Here is a 16,519-nt window from a genome sequence, read left to right as displayed (position 1 = left end):
GTCCTGCTCCCACCGGCTTTCCACCACCACCGCGAGAAATCCGATGCCGGGCCACGGACACCGCACGGTTACCGCCCGCGCCCGCATGCGATCAGGCGATACCGCTGACCGGCTCCGGGTTGATCTCATCGCGCCAGTTGATCGCGTCCACCACCCGGCTCAGGTCGTAGTCGGGCCCGCTGACGCCGACGGTGAACAGCGTCGCACCGGCCGCGAGGAATTCCGGTGCCCGACTCGCGCCCGGCCAGCTCACCGAACGCTCGATGCGAGCCGGATCGGTACCCGCGGCCGCGCAGTGCTCACCGAGGATACCGCTCTTACGGGTGAACACCCCCAGGTCGCCGAAGCTGTGCCAGATATCGGCGTGCTCGGCGACCAACCGCAGCGTCTTGCGTTCACCGCCACCGCCGATCAGCATCGGGATATCGCGGACGGGCTGCGGATTCAATGTCGCCAACCTGGCGTCGATCCGGGCCAGCGCACCCTTCAGCTTGTCCAGCCGAGTGCCCGCGGTACCGAACTCGTAGCCGTACTCGGTGTAATCACGTTCGAACCAGCCCGCGCCGATCCCGAGGATCAGCCTGCCACCGCTGATGTGGTCGACGGTCCTGGCCATATCCGCCAGCAGATCGGGATTCCGGTAACCGCCCCCGGTGACCAGCGCACCGATCTCGACCCGCTCGGTCTGCTCGGCGAAGGCGCCGAGCATGGTCCAGCATTCGAAATGCGCACCGTCCGGATCTCCGGTGAGCGGATAGAAATGGTCCCAGTTGAAGACGATATCGACGCCCGCGTCCTCGGCCCGCCGCACCGCATCCCGAATCAGCGCGTACTCGGACGCATGCTGCGGCTGCAACTGCATTCCCACACGAACCGGTCGATTCATCGCATTGACTCCTCGTCGCTGGGCAGATTCCGCAGTCGAGGCTACCGCCGGTCGTGGTGAAACCACCTACTTCCGCCGATCGCGCACGCTCCGAGCGGTCCACGTAGGATCCGCCGGAACCCTCTACTCGGATCGTCCGGCACGTTCCTGCCGGTGAAGGGAAGTGATCTGCCGTGGCTACGGTGACCTTCGACCATGCCACCCGGTTGTATCCGGGTGCCGGTAAAGCGGCTGTCGACCAGTTGAATCTGGAGATCGCCGATGGTGAGTTCCTGGTGCTGGTTGGGCCGTCGGGGTGTGGGAAATCCACCTCGCTGCGGATGCTGGCCGGGCTGGAGGAGGTCAACGGCGGGCGGATTCTGATCGGCGACAAGGATGTGACGCACGCCGAGCCGAAGGAACGCGATATCGCGATGGTGTTCCAGAACTACGCGCTCTACCCGCATATGACGGTCGCCGAGAATATGGGCTTCGCGCTCAAGCTGGCCAAGGTCGGCAAGACGGAGACCAAGCAGCGGGTGCTGGAGGCGGCGAAGCTGCTGGATCTGGAGCCTTATCTGGACCGCAAGCCCAAGGCGCTCTCCGGTGGTCAGCGCCAGCGCGTGGCGATGGGGCGGGCCATCGTGCGCCAACCGCAGGTGTTCCTCATGGACGAACCGCTGTCCAACCTCGACGCCAAACTGCGGGTGCAGACCCGCACCCAGATCGCGCAGTTGCAGCGCCGGCTCGGCACCACCACCGTGTACGTCACCCATGATCAGGTCGAGGCCATGACCATGGGTGATCGGGTGGCGGTACTGCGCGACGGCCTCTTGCAGCAGTGCGCCTCGCCGCGCGATCTGTACCGCGATCCGGCGAACGTGTTCGTCGCCGGGTTCATGGGTTCGCCCGCGATGAACCTGTTCACGCTCCCGGTCTCCGACGGCTCGGTGGCGCTCGGCGGGCACGAGCTGGCGCTGCCGCGTTCGGTGGCGGATGCGAGCAACGGTTCGGTGGTCGTCGGTGTGCGGCCGGAGCATCTGGAGATCGGCGGCGAATCGTCCGGGCTGGTCAAGGGTGGCGTGGGGATCGAGATGGAGGTCGACGTCGTCGAGGAACTCGGCTCCGACGCCTACATCTACGGCCGCACCGTCGCCGATGACGCCGGGGAAACGATTGTCGCGCGCGCGGATTGGCGTAATCCGCCGGCGAAGGGTGCACGAGTGCGGCTCACCGCCGATCCCGACCACACCTATTTCTTCTCGGCCGACGACGGGCGCCGGTTGAACTGAGCGCTGTACCCTCGGATCCCGGCCCGACGGCGCGTTCAGGTCGGCGCGGTAAAGATCGCGACCAGGAACCCGCACACCCAGGCTCCGACGAACAACGGCACGCCGATCAAGGGTGCCCAACCGATCACCCGCCGCGCCCTGATGGCGCCGACCAGGGTCGCGACCACCGCGCCGACCGCCAGTACGAAACCCGTGGCAGCAACCACATAGGCGGCGGTCAGGTCGTGTGGACGCGCGAGATCGCGGCCGGTCAGCTGATACCAGTCCAGCAAATGCACTGCCACCCAGCCGAACCCGGCCGCGATCAGGGTCGCGGGTATCGCGCGTGCGAGATCCCGCAGTCGCCACCGCACATGTCGAGTGTGCGGTGGCGGGCGGACAACGGCAATCGCGATGGCGGGTCCGGCCAGGAGGCATGCTCGACCGACGACCGACGACCGACGACCGACGAACGTGGGGCGGGCTACGCTGCTGACGGTGAGCGATGTCGAGGCTGTCGCCGTCTACGCGGTGCCCATGCGCACCCGGTTCCGTGGCATCACCGTCCGCGAGGGAATGCTGGTGCGCGGGCCGCTGGGCTGGGGTGAGTTCTGCCCGTTTCCCGAATACGACGATCGGGAGGCCGCGCACTGGCTGGCCACCGCCGTCGAGCAGGTCACCGTGGATCGGCCGGAGCCGGTGCGGGATCGGATACCGGTGAACTGCACGGTGCCAGCGGTCGGGCCGGAACGCGCGCATGCCATCGTCGCGGGGTCGGGGTGCCGCACGGCCAAGGTGAAGGTGGCCGACCATCCGGATTCGCTGCCGGAGGACCTGGCCAGGGTGGAGGCGGTACGCGATGCGCTCGGGCCGGACGGCGCGGTGCGCGTGGATGCCAACGCGCTGTGGGATGTCGACACGGCGGTCCGCCACATCACCGAGATAGACCGGGCCGCAGGTGGTTTGGAGTACGTCGAGCAGCCCTGCCGCACGATCGAGGAGCTGGCGGCGGTCCGGCGGCGTGTTCAGGTGCGGATCGCCGCCGACGAATCCATCCGCCGCGCCGAGGATCCGCTTCGGGTGGCCGTCGCCGGGGCCGCCGATATCGCGGTCCTGAAATGCACACCGCTGGGCGGAGTGCGCCGCGCGCTCGAGGTCGCGGAGGCCGCCGGACTGCCCTGTGTGGTGTCGTCCGCGTTGGAAACCAGCGTCGGGCTGTCCGCCCAGCTCGCCCTTGCCGCCGCCCTCCCCGCACTCGACTTCGCCTGCGGGCTCGGCACAGTGGCGCTGTTCGAAGGCGATGTGGTGGCCGAACCGCTGCTCCCGGTGGACGGGTACCTGTCCGTACCGCGCACACCACCCGCGCCCGATCCGGATCTGCTGGAGCGTTACCGGTATCCCGATCCTGCTCGGACGGCGTGGTGGCGTGAACGCTTCGACCGCGTCCACGCCCTGCTCGGCCGACCCTAGGCCGCGTCGAGCGACAGGCCGCCGGTCAGCCGAAGCCGACTCCGCAGCCGATCATGGTGGCGCGTAGGAGCAGCGCCGCTTCGGGGCCGATCACACCGTCGACCAATTCGACGTAGCGAGTGCAGAATTCCGGGCCGTGCGGTGCATGTTCACCCGGATCCGGTTCGAGATGGTGGGTCAGCTCGTGCAGCACCACCAATTCCCGGAGCGCCCATGCCCTCGCCCCGGTGTGCAGCGGGACGGCGAGCACCGCGCCCTCGGATTCGTAATGCGCGGCGGTGGTCCCGGCCCGCGCACGGACCCGCACCGGCGTACTCGCCCGGCCCCACTGCGCCGCAACCCAGTTCAACGCCAGTACCCGATCGCAGTAGCGCTGCACCGACTCCACCGAGGCGAACCGCCGCTCCACCGGCAAGGTGATCTGCGAACCGAATACCTCCACGGTGCGGTGACCGAACTCGTCGGCCCGATCGAACGCACCACGCACCAACTGTTCTGCGTCGTAGACCTTCGCGCGCTGGCTGTCCCGCACGGTCATCGCGGCATCACACCCACACGGACACCGCCGATGCCCAGGCGCGAGGCATCCGTCGAGAAGCGCGTACGCTGGTGCGCCTCGCGCAGGCGGGTTCGGGGGCCATGGTCAGTTGGCTCGGCGTGTGGTGAGACGGGTGCGCGGTGCGGGGAGTTCGGGTGCGGTGCCGAGGCGGGCAGCCCGCCCGGCTCGATCGCCTGCGGTTCGCGCGGCGGGGGCGTAGCCCGTCGATGCCTGCGGTCCGCGCCAGGTGCCGCGGGCCTCGGAGGTGCGGGTATAGAAGTCGGTCAGCTCGACCTCCTTGTTCCGCAGGGCGAGGGCGGTTCCGGTCGCGGCGGCGCCCGGCTCCGCACGGGCCTGGGTCTCCACCTCCGATTTCACCTCCGACAGCCGTTTGCCGATCCGCGCCGCGAACGCCATCTGGAAGTTCAGCCGCGCCGTCACCGCGGCGACCGGCGCCTGCACGCGACGGCGCACCCGACGCCCGCCGCGCACCTCGACGACGATCTTCTCCACCGTCGCCGACCGGTAGGAACCCGATTTGATGTACTGGTCCGAGGCCCGCACCATCTGCACGAGCAGGCTCGTGTACAGCGCCTCGCAGGTATCGATATCGGAGTCGAAACCGTAGGCGTAGACCTGGGTGGACGTACGCGCCACATCGCAGCGCACATCGTTGGCGGCGGCGATCGCGACGAACAGCTGCACATAGGTCCGCAGACCTTTACGCCCCGGCTCGCCGATCGGGATGATCCGCTGGATCGGCGGCGGCCTGCGCTCGCGACCGGCCACATGGGCACGCGCCACCGCCAGATCGATCGAAGAGCGGGTGGCCAGACGCTGCGCCGCGGCGAGGAACGCCTCGGCCTCGTGTTCGTTATCGGTCGATTCGGCCTTGCGCAGCAACCCGCCGATGCGGGTGAGCATCCGATCGGGGGCGGGATTGGCGGCAGTCATCGCCGTCCAGCCTAGGCACACCGACCGACACGGTCGGGCGCGTCGGATGATCAACAGGTATGTTGCCAGGTGCACCGCCGGGTGTGCTGCCGCTCACGTCTCGACCTTGGAGTTTCCGCGATGGCTTTGAAGAAGGTGTCCCTACGTGCCGCACTGGTGCCACGCGCCGCGCTCGCCGTGGCCTCGGCCGCACTGCTGACCGCGACCTTCGCCACCGCGTGCACGAGCGACAACGGCGGCAACCCGACCAGTGAGAACCTCACCGGACGCGGGCCCATCACCTACGTCGAGGGCAAGGACACCACCGAGACGGGTGTCGTCAAACAGCTCATCGACCGGTGGAACGCGGCCCACCCGGATGAGCAGGTGACCTACAAGGAACAGTCCAACGACGCCTCCCAGCAGTACGACGACCTGGTCGAGCACATGCGCTCCAAGTCCGCCGACTACGACGTCTTCGCGATGGACGTGCCGTGGACCGCGGAGTTCGCGGCCAAGGGCTGGATCCAGCCGCTGAAGGATTCCTTCGCCATCGACACCTCGGCGCTGCTGCCGCCGACCGTCGCCAGCGCCACCTACAACAACACGCTCTACGCCGCACCGCGCAACACCAACGGCGGTCTGCTGTTCTACCGCTCCGACCTGGTGCCGAACCCGCCCAAGACCTGGGACGAGATGCTCGGCATGTGCAATATCGCACGGGACAACAACATCGGCTGCTATGCCGGTCAGCTCAAGAACTACGAGGGCCTGACGGTGAACACCGCCGAGGTGATCAACGCCTACGGCGGCACCTTCGTCGGCGCCGACGGCAAGACCCCGACCGTGGACAGTCCGCAGGCGCGCGCGGGTCTCGGCAAGCTGGTCGAGGCCTACGATCGCGGTGACATCCCGGAGGAGGCGATCACCTTCACCGAGACCGAGAGCGGCGCCGCGTTCACCCAGGGCAAGCTGATGTTCCTGCGCTCCTGGCCGTCCACCTACGGTGACGCCGGATCGGAATCCTCGGCCGTGAAGGACCGCTTCGCCGTCGCCCCGCTGCCGGGTGAGACCGGAATCGGCGCCTCCACCCTCGGCGGCTACAACGCCGCGATCAGCGCCTTCTCCAAGAACAAGGCCACCGCGCTCGACTTCCTCCGCTTCCTGATCAGTGAGGACGCCCAGCACATCGTCGCCTCCGGTGCGCTGCCCTCGGTGCGCGAATCGATGTACGACGATCCGGCCCTGATCGCCAAGATGCCGTACCTGCCCGCACTCAAGGATTCGATCTCCAATGCGGTGCCGCGGCCGGTGACCCCGTTCTACCCGGCGGTGTCGAAGGCCATCCGGGACAATGCCTTCGCCGCCCTGAAGCGCGAGAAGACCGTGGACGATGCGATCATCGGCATGCAAAAAGGCATCGAGGCGGCCGGTTAGCGGGACGTTCGGACGGACCCGACCAGCCGAAACAGGAGAGGTAAACGGTGTCGGATCCTTCGGGAACGGGTACGGCCGTGCAACGGCGGCGCACGGACGATGCGGGCGAACCACCGCGTAAGAAGCGCGGCTTCGGCGCGGTAATCGCCGATGAGCTGCGGCTGTCGGGCAAGGCGTGGATGTTCGTCGCGCCGGTGCTGATCGCGCTCGCCGTCGTCATCGGCTACCCGGTGTTCCGGGCGCTGTGGATGTCGTTCCAACAGGATTCCGGCGGTATCGATCCCGAAACCGGGATGTTCATCGAAGGTGGCAGCGCCGGACTGTCCAACTACACGCATTGGCTGTTCCAGCAGTGCGAGACCGCGACCGGCACCGTCGACTGCCCGACCGGCAATCTGGGTTCGCAGTTCTGGCTCGCGGTGGGCGTCACGCTGTTCCTGACCGTGGTCACCGTGTCACTCGAGGTGATCCTCGGCCTCGCCATGGCCGTGGTGATGGGTAAGACCTTCAAGGGCCGGGCGCTGCTGCGTGCGGCCGTGCTCATCCCGTGGGCGATCCCCACCGCGGTGACGGCGCGGCTGTGGGAGTTCATGTTCCAGTACGACGGTGTCGTCAACCGCGTGCTCGGTACCGGCATCCTGTGGACCTCCGACGAATGGCCCGCCCGGTTCGCGGTGATCGCGGCCGATGTGTGGAAGACGACGCCGTTCATGGCGCTGCTGCTGCTGGCCGGTCTGCAAGTGATCCCGAACGACGTCTACGAGGCCGCGCGGGTCGACGGCGCCTCGGCCTGGCAGCGCTTCGTGCACATCACGCTGCCGCTGCTCAAGCCCGCACTGCTGGTCGCGGTGCTGTTCCGCACCATGGATGCGCTGCGCATGTACGACCTGCCCGCGATCATGACCGCCGACAACCCCGCCACCCGCACCATCTCGATGCTGGTGGTCGAGCAGGTCCGACAAGGTCCCAACAGTGCCGCCGCACTGTCGACGATCACCTTCCTGATGATCTTCGCGGTGGCGTTCGTGCTGGTGAAGGTGTTGGGCGCGAATGCGGTCCGCACCCAGGAAGAGCAGCGGAAGGCATGATGGCCGCGACGACGACGAAAGAGAAGCCCGCCGCGAACGTCACCGGGAATGTGCCGTGGACGCGCAGGCTCGGCTCGGCCCGGCTGTACGTGGGCGCGCTGATCGTGCTGGTGTGGGGGCTCGGCCCGTTCTATTGGATGGCGGTCACCGCGTTCCGCGATCCGCGCTACACCTTCGAGAACACGCCGTGGCCGACGCATGTGACGCTGGAGAACTTCCGCGATGTGTTCGACACCAGTCGCGGTAACGACTTCGGCAAGGCGATGATCAACAGTGTCATCATCGGTTCGATCACCACGGTCATCGCGTTGGTGCTCGGCGTGCTGGCGGCGTACGCGCTGGCGCGGCTGACCTTCCGCGGTAAGTACCTGGTGTCCGGGCTGATCCTGAGCGCGTCGATGTTCCCGGTGGTCGTGCTGGTCACGCCGCTGTTCCAGCTGTTCACCGATCTGGGCTGGATCGGCAAGTACCAGGCGATGATCATCCCGAACATCTCCTTCGTGCTGCCGATGACGGTCTACATCCTCGCCGCGTTCTTCGCCGAGCTGCCATGGGAACTCGAGGAGGCGGCCCGCATCGACGGCGCCACCAAGATGCAGGCGTTCCGGCTGGTCATGCTGCCGCTGGCGGCACCGGCGGTGTTCACGACCGCGATCCTGGCGTTCATCGCGGCCGTCAACGAGTACCTGCTGGCCCGGCTGCTCTCCAGCGAGTCGACCAAACCCGTCACGGTCGCGATCGCCGGGTTCTCCGGTAACAATCCGCTGGTCCAGCCGTACGCCTCGATCATGGCGGCGGGCACGCTGGTGACGATTCCGCTGGTGATCATGGTGCTGCTGTTCCAGCGGCGCATCATCTCCGGTCTCACCGCGGGCGGCGTCAAGAGCTGAGTCCGGGCGGCGCCGATCCCCCGATGGCGGCACCGGCGCGGTCGCGGCACAGCAAACCCTCGGCTAGTTACCGTCCAGCTATGCTTGGCGAGGTAAGTCTGTGCCCGTTTCCGGTCCCCGGGCGGGTGGAGTTCGGCGACGCTGTCATCAGACGGTGGGGTCTCTGAGTTTTACCGACGCTCCGGGAGGAGATGATCGTGAGCTCGTTTCGTGACCGGCGACCGCGCACTACCCGCGGCCGATCCCCGGAGCCGGAGTATGCCTCGATCAGCGGATTCAACCCGCGCGTCGGCAAGTCCGACGAGGGCGGCGGCCGTACCGGAAGGGATGGCGAACCCGATGCCGACCGGCCCCGTTCCGGTCGCGGCAAACGCATCCGCAGACTGATCCTCGCCCTGTTCGTCATCTTCATCGCGGTGCCAGCGCTGCTGATGGCGCTGTTCTACTGGAGTGCGGAGATCCCCTCACCCGCGGCGATGCGCACCAACCAGATCGCCACCATCGTGGCCGCCGACGGCACCACGGTGATCGCGAAAGTCGTCCCACCCGAAGGCAACCGCACCCCGGTCCCACTCGCGGAGGTGCCGGTACCGGTGCGCAATGCGGTGATCTCGGCCGAGGACCGCAATTTCTACACCAACCCCGGCTATTCGATCCCCGGCTTCCTGCGGGCCGCGCGCGACAACTTGCTCGGCAAGGAGAACGCGGGTGGCGGTTCGACCATCACCCAGCAGTATGTGAAGAACGCCTTCCTCGGTTCCGAGCGCACGGTCACCAGGAAGATGCGTGAGCTGGTGATCGCCGCGAAGATGGCGCGGGAATGGAGTAAGGACGACATCCTCGCCGCCTACCTCAACACCATCTACTACGGTCGCGGCGCCTACGGTATCGCGGCGGCGGCGAAGGCCTATTTCAACAAGCCGGTCCCCGAACTGACCCTGGCCGAAGGCGCCGTGCTCGCCGCGCTGGTGCGCTCGCCGTCGATCCTCGACCCGGAAACCCACCTCGAGGACCTGAAGGCGCGCTGGAAGTACGTGCTCGACGGCATGGTCGAGATGGGGGTGCTCAACCGCACCGACCGCGAGACGGCGACCTTCCCGCAGATCATCCCGATCGCCGAGGTCGCCGACGACGGCGCCGCCCGCGGCCCCGAAGGCCTGATCCGCACCCAGGTGCTGCGCGAACTGCTCGCCTCCGGTATCTCCGAACACGAGCTGAACACCGGCGCGCTCCAGATCACCACGACCATCGAGCCGAAGGCACAGCAGGCGGCGGTCGCGGCGGCGCAGGACGCGATGGAAGGTCAGCCGCCGGATCTGCGCACCGCGGTGGTGTCGATCGATCCGCGATCCGGTGCGGTGCGGGCCTACTACGGCGGGGCCGATGGTGTCGGATTCGATTTCGCGCAGGCGCCGGTGCAGACGGGTTCGGCGTTCAAGACCTTCGCCGTACTGGCCGCCCAACGCCAGGGCATCTCGATGGCCAAGCAGTTCGACAGTTCACCGGTGCAGGTCAACGATGTGCTGGTGCGCAATGTGGAGAACGAATCCTGCGGCACCTGTTCGCTGTCCGAAGCGTTCAAACGTTCGCTCAATACCAGCTTCTACCGGCTCACCCAGTCGATGTTCAACGGACCGCAGGCGATCGCCGACGCCGCGCACCAGGCGGGCATCCCGGAGCAGATTCCCGGTGTGGCGGGCCTGTCGCTGAGTGAGAACGGTGGACCGCCCGCACCGTCGATCGTGCTCGGTGTGTACCAGGTGCGCCCGATCGATATGGCCTCGGCGTACGCGACGATCGCGGCGTCCGGTATGTATCACCAGCCCTATTTCGTGCAGCGGGTGGTGACCGGCACCGGCCGCGTCCTGCTCGACCGCGGCGCACCGGAACATCAGGTCGGCCAGCAGCTGCCGCCCGGCGAACAGCGCTTCCCCAACGCCATCGCCGATCGCACCACCCAGGCCATGCTGCCCATCGCGGCCTACTCCAACGGACATGCCCTCGACGGCCGGCCATCGGCCGCCAAGACCGGCACCACCCAGCTCGGCGACACCGGTGAGAACAAGGACGCCTGGATGGTCGGCTTCACTCCGTCGCTGTCGACGGCGGTCTGGGTGGGGACCGAGCATTCCCAGCCGATCCGTTCGGCCGGTGGCGGTCGCATCTACGGATCGGGGCTGCCCTCCGATATCTGGAAACAGACCATGGACGGCGCACTGGACGGCACTGCGGCCGAGAGTTTCCCGGTACCGGAGGGCGGTTCCGGGCTGCCGATCATCCCGGCCGGGCCGCCACAGCAGCAGTCCGGCGGGCCCTACGACATCCTCAATCCGCCGCCCGGTGAGCAGCCGCGCGGCCCGGAGATCTTCATTCCCCCTGCGCCGCAGCAGCCGGCGCCGGAACCGGAGGAACCGATCGTCATCTTCCCGCCGCAGCCGCCACCGCCGCCGCCCCCACCGCCGCCGCGACAGGTGGAGATCCTGCCAGGAATCGTGATTCCGGTGCCGGGATGACACCGGGGGAACGCTCGGCATGGCAGCATCGTTTGCCAGGGTGAGAGCGTGACCGCGGCGGCGGCGACGGGCCGACGCCGACGCCGCTGGCACGATGCGGAAGGATGAGCGAACGAGCGACACGACAGCGGTGCGAACAGCGGCCCACAGGCGGTAGCCTGCGTGCCCACGCAGTAGCCGGGGAGCGCCGCCGAACGAACACCGCGGCACGAGCGGAGGGCCCGGCGCGTGCCGCCAACTGAACGACAGACGAGAAATAGGGGCTACGCCGGTGGATTTCAATGTCGTTGACCGCCAAGAGACATTGGTGGCGGGAACCGTGCTCCGCAGCCCGGCATTGGCTGTGGAGGGGCCGCGGCGCACCAAGGTCGAGGAAGCGTGGAAGCGCAATCTGGCGCGGGCGCTGCCCGGCCCGCCGGCGAGCGCGTTCGTCGACCACGCACCCGAGATCAACTCGTATCTGACCCATATCGTCGGCTACAAATGCCGCACCCTCGACGACCTGCTACCCGGTGACGTGCTCGCGCGCATCCCCGCGGGCAAGTTCGCCCGGTTCGTCCTCAGCGGCGACGACCTCGGCGATACGGTCGTCACGGTATGGCGCGCGATCTGGGACGCCGAGGCCGCCGGTCGGCTGGAACGTTCCTACACAGGCGATTTCGAGCGCTACCCCGACAACCGGACGGTCGAGGTCTTCGTGGCGCTGGCAGACGATTCGGTGGACGGGTAGGAACGACGCTGTGGACTTCGAAATAGTCACCCTCGACGAAAGCCTGGTCGCCGGACTCACCGTCCCGCTGGCCGGACGCGAGGTCGCCGCCCGCGACCTCGACCTGGTGAACTTCACCTGGGACCGATACCTGGTCAGGGAGAAGAACGTGCCACGGGTCGCGGCCTATATCGGCCAGAACGATCACGCCGTCGCCGTACTCGGCTACGAGGTGGGGTCGATGGACGACATGGACGCCGGCGATGTGGTGACCCGCGTGCCCGGCGGCCGGTTCGCCAAGTTCGTCGTCTCCGACAAGCCCTACGACCTGCTACGCACCGCATGGGCGCAGGTACGCAAAGCCGAGAGCGCCGGCACCATCACCCGCTCCCACGCCGCCGAGATCGAGCGCTACACCGGCCCGACCTCGGTGGAGGTCTACGTCTCCCTCGACTGAGCGCGGCCACAGAGAAGCCGGTCGGAGGAATCCCTCCGACCGGCTTCTTGTTTGTCTCGACCCGCAGGATCAGGCTTCGATGATGAACGCTTCCAGCTGGGTGCGGGCCACATCGTCGGCCAGCTGCTGCGGCGGGGACTTCATCAGGTAGGCCGAGGCCGGGATGACGGGTCCGCCGATGCCGCGGTCCTTGGCGATCTTGGCCGCGCGCACCGCGTCGATGATGATGCCCGCCGAGTTCGGCGAGTCCCACACCTCGAGCTTGTACTCCAGGTTCAGCGGCACGTCACCGAAGGCACGGCCCTCGAGGCGCACATAGGCCCATTTGCGGTCGTCGAGCCAGCCGACGTGATCGGACGGGCCGATGTGCACATCGTTGGCGCCCAGTTCCTTCTTCAGGTTGCTGGTGACGGCCTGGGTCTTGGAGATCTTCTTCGACTCCAGACGCTCACGCTCGAGCATGTTCTTGAAGTCCATGTTGCCGCCGACATTGAGCTGCATGGTGCGGTCGAGCTGCACACCGCGGTCCTCGAACAGCTTGGCCATCACCCGGTGGGTGATGGTGGCGCCGACCTGGCTCTTGATGTCGTCACCGACGATCGGCACACCGGCCTTGGTGAACTTGTCGGCCCATTCCGGGTCGGAGGCGATGAACACCGGCAGCGCGTTGACGAAGGCGACGCCCGCGTCGATGGCGCACTGCGCGTAGAACTTGTCGGCCTCTTCGGAGCCGACGGGCAGGTAGGAGACCAGGACGTCGACCTTCGCGTCCTTCAGTGCCTTGACCACGTCGACCGGCTCGGCTTCGGAGACCTCGATGGTCTCGGCGTAGTACTTGCCGATGCCGTCGAGGGTCGGGCCGCGCTGCACCACGACGTCGCTGGGCGGTACGTCGGAGATCTTGATGGTGTTGTTCTCGCTGGCGAAGATCGCCTCGGACAGGTCGAAGCCGACCTTCTTGGCGTCGACGTCGAATGCGGCGACGAACTTCACATCGCGCACGTGATAGCGGCCGAACTTGACGTGCATCAGACCGGGAACGGTCGCGGTCTCGTCCGCGTCCTTGTAGTACTGAACGCCCTGGACCAGCGAGGATGCGCAGTTGCCCACACCTACGATGGCGACGCGAACCTCGGTTGCGCTCTCAGCAGCTTTGACATCACTCATGGCCGGTATTTCCCTCTTTCTGTGGTGCCGCCTTCGTCGATTGCTCCGCCGCAATCAACTCGTTGAGCCAGCGCACTTCGCGCTCGCTTGATTCGAGTCCGAGTTGATGGAGCTGGCGGGTGTAGCGATCCAGCGAGCCACTCGCCTTCTTGATCGCTTCCCTAAGCCCCTCTCGGCGCTCCTCGACCTGACGCCGCCTGCCCTCGAGGATCCGCATCCGCGCTTCCGCGGGGGTGCGGCTGAAGAAGGCGAGATGAACGCCGAAGCCGTCGTCGGTGTAGTTCTGCGGTCCGGTGTCGGCCAGGAGCTCGTTGAAGCGCTCCCGCCCGGCCGGAGTCAGCTGGTAGACCCGCCGGGCGCGACGTGTGGTCGCACCGGCCGGGATCTCCTCCGCGAGCAACCCATCCGCCTGCATTCGACGCAGTGTCGGATAGAGCGACCCGTAGGAGAAGGCCCGAAACGCGCCGAGCAGGCCCGTCAGCCGTTTACGCAGCTCGTAACCGTGCATGGGCGATTCGAGGAGCAGCCCGAGGATTGCGAGTTCGAGCATCGGGCTTCACCCCCTGACTGTGTGCAGACCTAACCGATGGATGCGACTACCAACTATATCGGAGCGATATAACCACGCATAGTTCTACGTGATGTATGACGCATTCGGGCAGGTGAGAGCGTCGGCTGGCGAGCAGCGAACGGCGGTGGCGTGATGGCCGCTGGATTCCAGCGGTAGTCACCCAGTGCAACCGCGCGCCGGTACGTCGATAGCTGACCCGGTGTCAGTCGGCCGGAAAGATCTCCAGCGCCTTACCCGCCGGGTCGACCATCATCCGCCCGGTTCGGCCACCGTCCTCGACGTAGATATCGATCACCGGCCCCGCGTCGGCGGCGGCGATGAGTTCGTAGCCGATTCCGAGATGCTCCACCGCACCGTCCGGCAGGCGCACCGACTCCGGTGCGCCATGCAGCAGACCGGCGAAGGCGGTCAGATCGATGGCGCCCAGGTCGACGGGCCGCCCGTTGGCCCAGCTCACCGTGGCGGACCCGCTTGCCTGGAAACCTTGCGCGTCGAACCGGTACATGACCGGCTGTCCCGCCTCCAGCCGCTGGACCACCGCGAACTCGGGAAAGATCGTCGCGGTGTCGGCGATGGTGTCGCCGAACTCGCGCCGATAGCTGTCGATGAACAGCGCGAACCCGGACCCGGTGACCAGGCTGGGCAACTTCACCGGTTCGGCCTGCTCCGCGCCGACCGCGATGACAGGCCCGTCCGATTCGCCGGGCCGCAGAATCCCCGCGGTCGCACCGATCACCGCGGCGACCGCGAGCACCGCGACCGGAACCCACCAGCGATGCTTCGGTCGATCACGATGCAGGACCGCCGAACCGGCCAGCGCGTTCGGAATCTGTAGGTCCCGGATGAGCGCGTTCAGCTCACCGAAGGATTTCGCGCGCATCGCGGAACCGGTGCGGGCGGTGTGCTCGGCCTCGGTGAGCTGCCCGTCCTGTAGTGCCGCGTCGATGAGCGCACACACCTCGACACGGTCGGTGTCGCGCGCCCTGAGCTGGTCGTTTCTCATCGTCATCGGCATCAACCCTCGAACGGCCAGACCCGCAGCACCTCACCAGCGGGGTCGAGCACGAAATGGCCGGACTCGTCGAACTCATTGCCGACGTAGACCCACACCACCATCTGGCCCTCGGACGACCCGAACCGGTATATCTCCACCGACAGGTGCGAGACCTTGCCGTCCGGCACCTGGGCGATGGTCCCGGCGTTCGCCAGCGCCGCCCCGACGGCGGTGGTGTCGAGGGCACCGAGATCGACCGTCGGGGTGTCCACCTTGCGGGTGGTCGGCTCACTCGGCCGCTGGAACCCGCCGCGATAGTCGTAGGTGACCAGGCGGTTCGGCTGTCCGGGGACGGCTCGTTCGACGTCGCCGTGATCGGGATGCAGGGAGATCTCGTCGGCGATGGTGTCACCGAATTCGGCGCGGAAGTCGGCGATGAAATGAGCCAAGCCCGCGCCGGTGACCAGATCGGGAGTCTCGATGATCACGGGGTCGACGTCGTCCAGCTCGGCGCGCGGCGCGGCGGGCTCGGCCTCGGGAACAGCGGCGGCAGGCGGTGCGGCCGGTGCGGGTTCGTCGTCACCGCTGGTCAGCGCGAAGGCGCCGAACGCGACCACCAGCGCGGCAGCGGTGAGTGCGGCCGAGTACCACCCTTGACGGGAAGGTCGCGCTCGTTTCGGGGACGTCGAGACGACGCGGGGTGCGCGCGCACCGAGCGCGGCGGGTGTTTGCAGATCGGCGGTGAGGGCGGTCAGGTCACCGATGGTTGTCGCGGCCTTCGCCTTGGCCACCCGATCGTGGTATTCGTCGGCACCGAGCTGTCCCTCCGCATAGGCGGCGTCCAGCACGCTTGCGGTATCGGAGCGGTCCAGATCACGCGCACGCATCCGACCGGGGACAGACGTCGACACGAGCGGATTCTAATCGGACAGACACACGTTTCGCTTTGCCGGTCGGGCAGGCTACAACAGGTGCTGACAAAACGCCGCGCGCCAGCGCAACGAATTGGACACAGCTACTCTGGGTGGCGTGCGAATTCAGCGGCAAGTGGTCGACTACGCGCTCCGGCGCCGGTCGCTGCTGGCTGACGTCTATGCGGGCCGTGTCGATGTCGCCGAGGTATGTGATGCGAATCCATATCTACTGCGTGCGGCGAAATTCCACGGTCGGGGGAGCGAGGTCACATGCCCTATCTGCCGGAAAGAACAGCTCACGCTCGTATCCTGGGTCTACGGCGACGGCCTCGGCCCGATAGCGGGCTCGGCTCGCACACCCGAGGAACTCGTCCGTCTCGCCGAGACGCGCGAGGAGTTCTCGGTTCATGTGGTCGAGGTGTGCCGGACATGCAGCTGGAACCATCTGGTGCAGTCCTATGTGCTCGGCACCACACCGGCGCCGCCGCGGCGGCGCACCGGTACGAGAGCCAACCGGCGCACCGCTGCCGAATGAAGTACCTGGTCATCTGCCCGTCGGGTGACTTATGGGGCCGAGCCGGGTCCGTTGCGACCTCGGCGGCACCGAGCCACCCGGACCGAAACGAGCTTTGGAGATCTTGTCAGTGAATTCGCCCTACGAGAACCCCGGCGATGACCCGAACGCCCGCACGCAGCGCAGTC

The 16,519-nt window shown here is 67.3% G+C and carries 17 protein-coding genes; 9 read left to right on the top strand and 8 right to left on the bottom strand.

Annotated elements, in window-relative coordinates; genetic code table 11:
• Nucleotides 1-91: 91 nt before the first annotated feature.
• A complete protein-coding gene (locus QH168_RS27375) occupies nt 92-886 on the bottom strand; it encodes an LLM class F420-dependent oxidoreductase (protein ID WP_280468865.1) in 795 nt (264 codons plus the stop codon).
• Nucleotides 887-1,059: 173 nt separating this feature from the next.
• On the opposite strand from QH168_RS27375, the gene QH168_RS27370 reads away from it, so the two are divergent.
• Complete coding sequence (locus QH168_RS27370) at nt 1,060-2,157, top strand: ABC transporter ATP-binding protein (RefSeq protein WP_280468864.1); 1,098 nt, start codon at nt 1,060-1,062, stop codon at nt 2,155-2,157.
• A gap of 35 nt (nt 2,158-2,192) precedes the next feature.
• Here the strand turns inward: QH168_RS27370 and QH168_RS27365 are convergent, their stop codons facing one another.
• A complete protein-coding gene (locus tag QH168_RS27365) occupies nt 2,193-2,510 on the bottom strand; it encodes a hypothetical protein (RefSeq protein WP_280468863.1) in 318 nt (105 codons plus the stop codon).
• Nucleotides 2,511-2,634: 124 nt separating this feature from the next.
• Between QH168_RS27365 and QH168_RS27360 the strand changes: the two genes are divergently transcribed.
• The gene (locus tag QH168_RS27360; RefSeq protein ID WP_280468862.1) at nt 2,635-3,606 is read left to right on the top strand and encodes an o-succinylbenzoate synthase; all 972 of its coding nucleotides are present in this window, start codon (nt 2,635-2,637) and stop codon (nt 3,604-3,606) included.
• Between the two features lie 25 nt (nt 3,607-3,631).
• Here the strand turns inward: QH168_RS27360 and QH168_RS27355 are convergent, their stop codons facing one another.
• A complete protein-coding gene (locus tag QH168_RS27355; protein ID WP_280468861.1) occupies nt 3,632-4,144 on the bottom strand; it encodes a TIGR04338 family metallohydrolase in 513 nt (170 codons plus the stop codon).
• 105 nt (nt 4,145-4,249) lie between these two features.
• A complete protein-coding gene (locus QH168_RS27350; RefSeq protein WP_280468860.1) occupies nt 4,250-5,098 on the bottom strand; it encodes a DUF2786 domain-containing protein in 849 nt (282 codons plus the stop codon).
• 120 nt (nt 5,099-5,218) lie between these two features.
• Here QH168_RS27350 and QH168_RS27345 point away from each other — a divergent pair, with 120 nt between their 5' ends.
• The 6 genes from QH168_RS27345 (at nt 5,219) to QH168_RS27320 (ending at nt 12,171) form a co-directional block, all read left to right on the top strand.
• Nucleotides 5,219-6,514, top strand: coding sequence for an ABC transporter substrate-binding protein (locus QH168_RS27345; RefSeq protein WP_280468859.1), 1,296 nt, complete (start codon nt 5,219-5,221; stop codon nt 6,512-6,514).
• A gap of 47 nt (nt 6,515-6,561) precedes the next feature.
• A complete protein-coding gene (locus tag QH168_RS27340) occupies nt 6,562-7,602 on the top strand; it encodes a carbohydrate ABC transporter permease (protein ID WP_432421178.1) in 1,041 nt (346 codons plus the stop codon).
• Nucleotides 7,599-8,492, top strand: coding sequence for a carbohydrate ABC transporter permease (locus QH168_RS27335; RefSeq protein WP_432421177.1), 894 nt, complete (start codon nt 7,599-7,601; stop codon nt 8,490-8,492). Before QH168_RS27340 ends, QH168_RS27335 begins: the two co-directional genes overlap by 4 nt.
• A 191-nt stretch (nt 8,493-8,683) precedes the next feature.
• Complete coding sequence (locus tag QH168_RS27330) at nt 8,684-11,005, top strand: transglycosylase domain-containing protein (RefSeq protein WP_280468857.1); 2,322 nt, start codon at nt 8,684-8,686, stop codon at nt 11,003-11,005.
• Nucleotides 11,006-11,276: 271 nt separating this feature from the next.
• Complete coding sequence (locus QH168_RS27325; protein ID WP_280468856.1) at nt 11,277-11,735, top strand: GyrI-like domain-containing protein; 459 nt, start codon at nt 11,277-11,279, stop codon at nt 11,733-11,735.
• A gap of 10 nt (nt 11,736-11,745) precedes the next feature.
• Nucleotides 11,746-12,171: a GyrI-like domain-containing protein gene (locus QH168_RS27320; RefSeq protein ID WP_280468855.1), complete on the top strand. Its 426-nt coding sequence runs from the start codon at nt 11,746-11,748 to the stop codon at nt 12,169-12,171.
• Nucleotides 12,172-12,240: 69 nt separating this feature from the next.
• Here QH168_RS27320 and QH168_RS27315 read toward each other — a convergent pair whose 3' ends face one another.
• The 4 genes from QH168_RS27315 to QH168_RS27300 all read right to left on the bottom strand — a co-directional run bounded on the left by QH168_RS27315 (nt 12,241) and on the right by QH168_RS27300 (nt 15,814).
• Entirely contained in the window at nt 12,241-13,338 is a 1,098-nt protein-coding gene (locus tag QH168_RS27315; protein WP_280468854.1) for an inositol-3-phosphate synthase, read from the bottom strand.
• The gene (locus QH168_RS27310) at nt 13,331-13,888 is read right to left on the bottom strand and encodes a PadR family transcriptional regulator (protein ID WP_014353629.1); all 558 of its coding nucleotides are present in this window, start codon (nt 13,886-13,888) and stop codon (nt 13,331-13,333) included. Before QH168_RS27310 ends, QH168_RS27315 begins: the two co-directional genes overlap by 8 nt.
• 223 nt (nt 13,889-14,111) lie before the next feature.
• Nucleotides 14,112-14,918, bottom strand: coding sequence for a DUF1707 SHOCT-like domain-containing protein (locus QH168_RS27305; RefSeq protein ID WP_280468853.1), 807 nt, complete (start codon nt 14,916-14,918; stop codon nt 14,112-14,114).
• Between the two features lie 5 nt (nt 14,919-14,923).
• Nucleotides 14,924-15,814 carry a DUF1707 SHOCT-like domain-containing protein gene (locus QH168_RS27300; RefSeq protein WP_280468852.1) on the bottom strand — a complete coding sequence of 297 codons (891 nt, stop codon included), beginning with the start codon at nt 15,812-15,814 and terminating at the stop codon, nt 14,924-14,926.
• 118 nt (nt 15,815-15,932) lie between these two features.
• Here QH168_RS27300 and QH168_RS27295 point away from each other — a divergent pair, with 118 nt between their 5' ends.
• On the top strand, nt 15,933-16,352 hold the full coding sequence (locus QH168_RS27295; protein ID WP_280468851.1) for a DUF5318 domain-containing protein: 420 nt from the start codon (nt 15,933-15,935) through the stop codon (nt 16,350-16,352).
• Nucleotides 16,353-16,519 lie beyond the last annotated feature (167 nt).

The sequence above is a fragment of the Nocardia cyriacigeorgica genome (assembly GCF_029868385.1).
GTDB classification, from domain to species: domain Bacteria; phylum Actinomycetota; class Actinomycetes; order Mycobacteriales; family Mycobacteriaceae; genus Nocardia; species Nocardia cyriacigeorgica_F.
This window is presented reverse-complemented; position numbering and strand designations above follow the sequence as displayed.

What these genes read in the sequence shown, in the direction of transcription:
- QH168_RS27375 (WP_280468865.1), bottom strand. Translation starts at nt 886, where the DNA reads ATGAATCGACCGGTTCGTGTGGGAATGCAGTTGCAGCCGCAGCATGCG.
- QH168_RS27355 (WP_280468861.1), bottom strand. Translation starts at nt 4,144, where the DNA reads ATGACCGTGCGGGACAGCCAGCGCGCGAAGGTCTACGACGCAGAACAG.
- QH168_RS27350 (WP_280468860.1), bottom strand. Translation starts at nt 5,098, where the DNA reads ATGACTGCCGCCAATCCCGCCCCCGATCGGATGCTCACCCGCATCGGC.
- QH168_RS27345 (WP_280468859.1), top strand. Translation starts at nt 5,219, where the DNA reads ATGGCTTTGAAGAAGGTGTCCCTACGTGCCGCACTGGTGCCACGCGCC.
- QH168_RS27335 (WP_432421177.1), top strand. Translation starts at nt 7,599, where the DNA reads ATGATGGCCGCGACGACGACGAAAGAGAAGCCCGCCGCGAACGTCACC.
- QH168_RS27330 (WP_280468857.1), top strand. Translation starts at nt 8,684, where the DNA reads ATGATCGTGAGCTCGTTTCGTGACCGGCGACCGCGCACTACCCGCGGC.
- QH168_RS27315 (WP_280468854.1), bottom strand. Translation starts at nt 13,338, where the DNA reads ATGAGTGATGTCAAAGCTGCTGAGAGCGCAACCGAGGTTCGCGTCGCC.
- QH168_RS27310 (WP_014353629.1), bottom strand. Translation starts at nt 13,888, where the DNA reads ATGCTCGAACTCGCAATCCTCGGGCTGCTCCTCGAATCGCCCATGCAC.
- QH168_RS27305 (WP_280468853.1), bottom strand. Translation starts at nt 14,918, where the DNA reads ATGACGATGAGAAACGACCAGCTCAGGGCGCGCGACACCGACCGTGTC.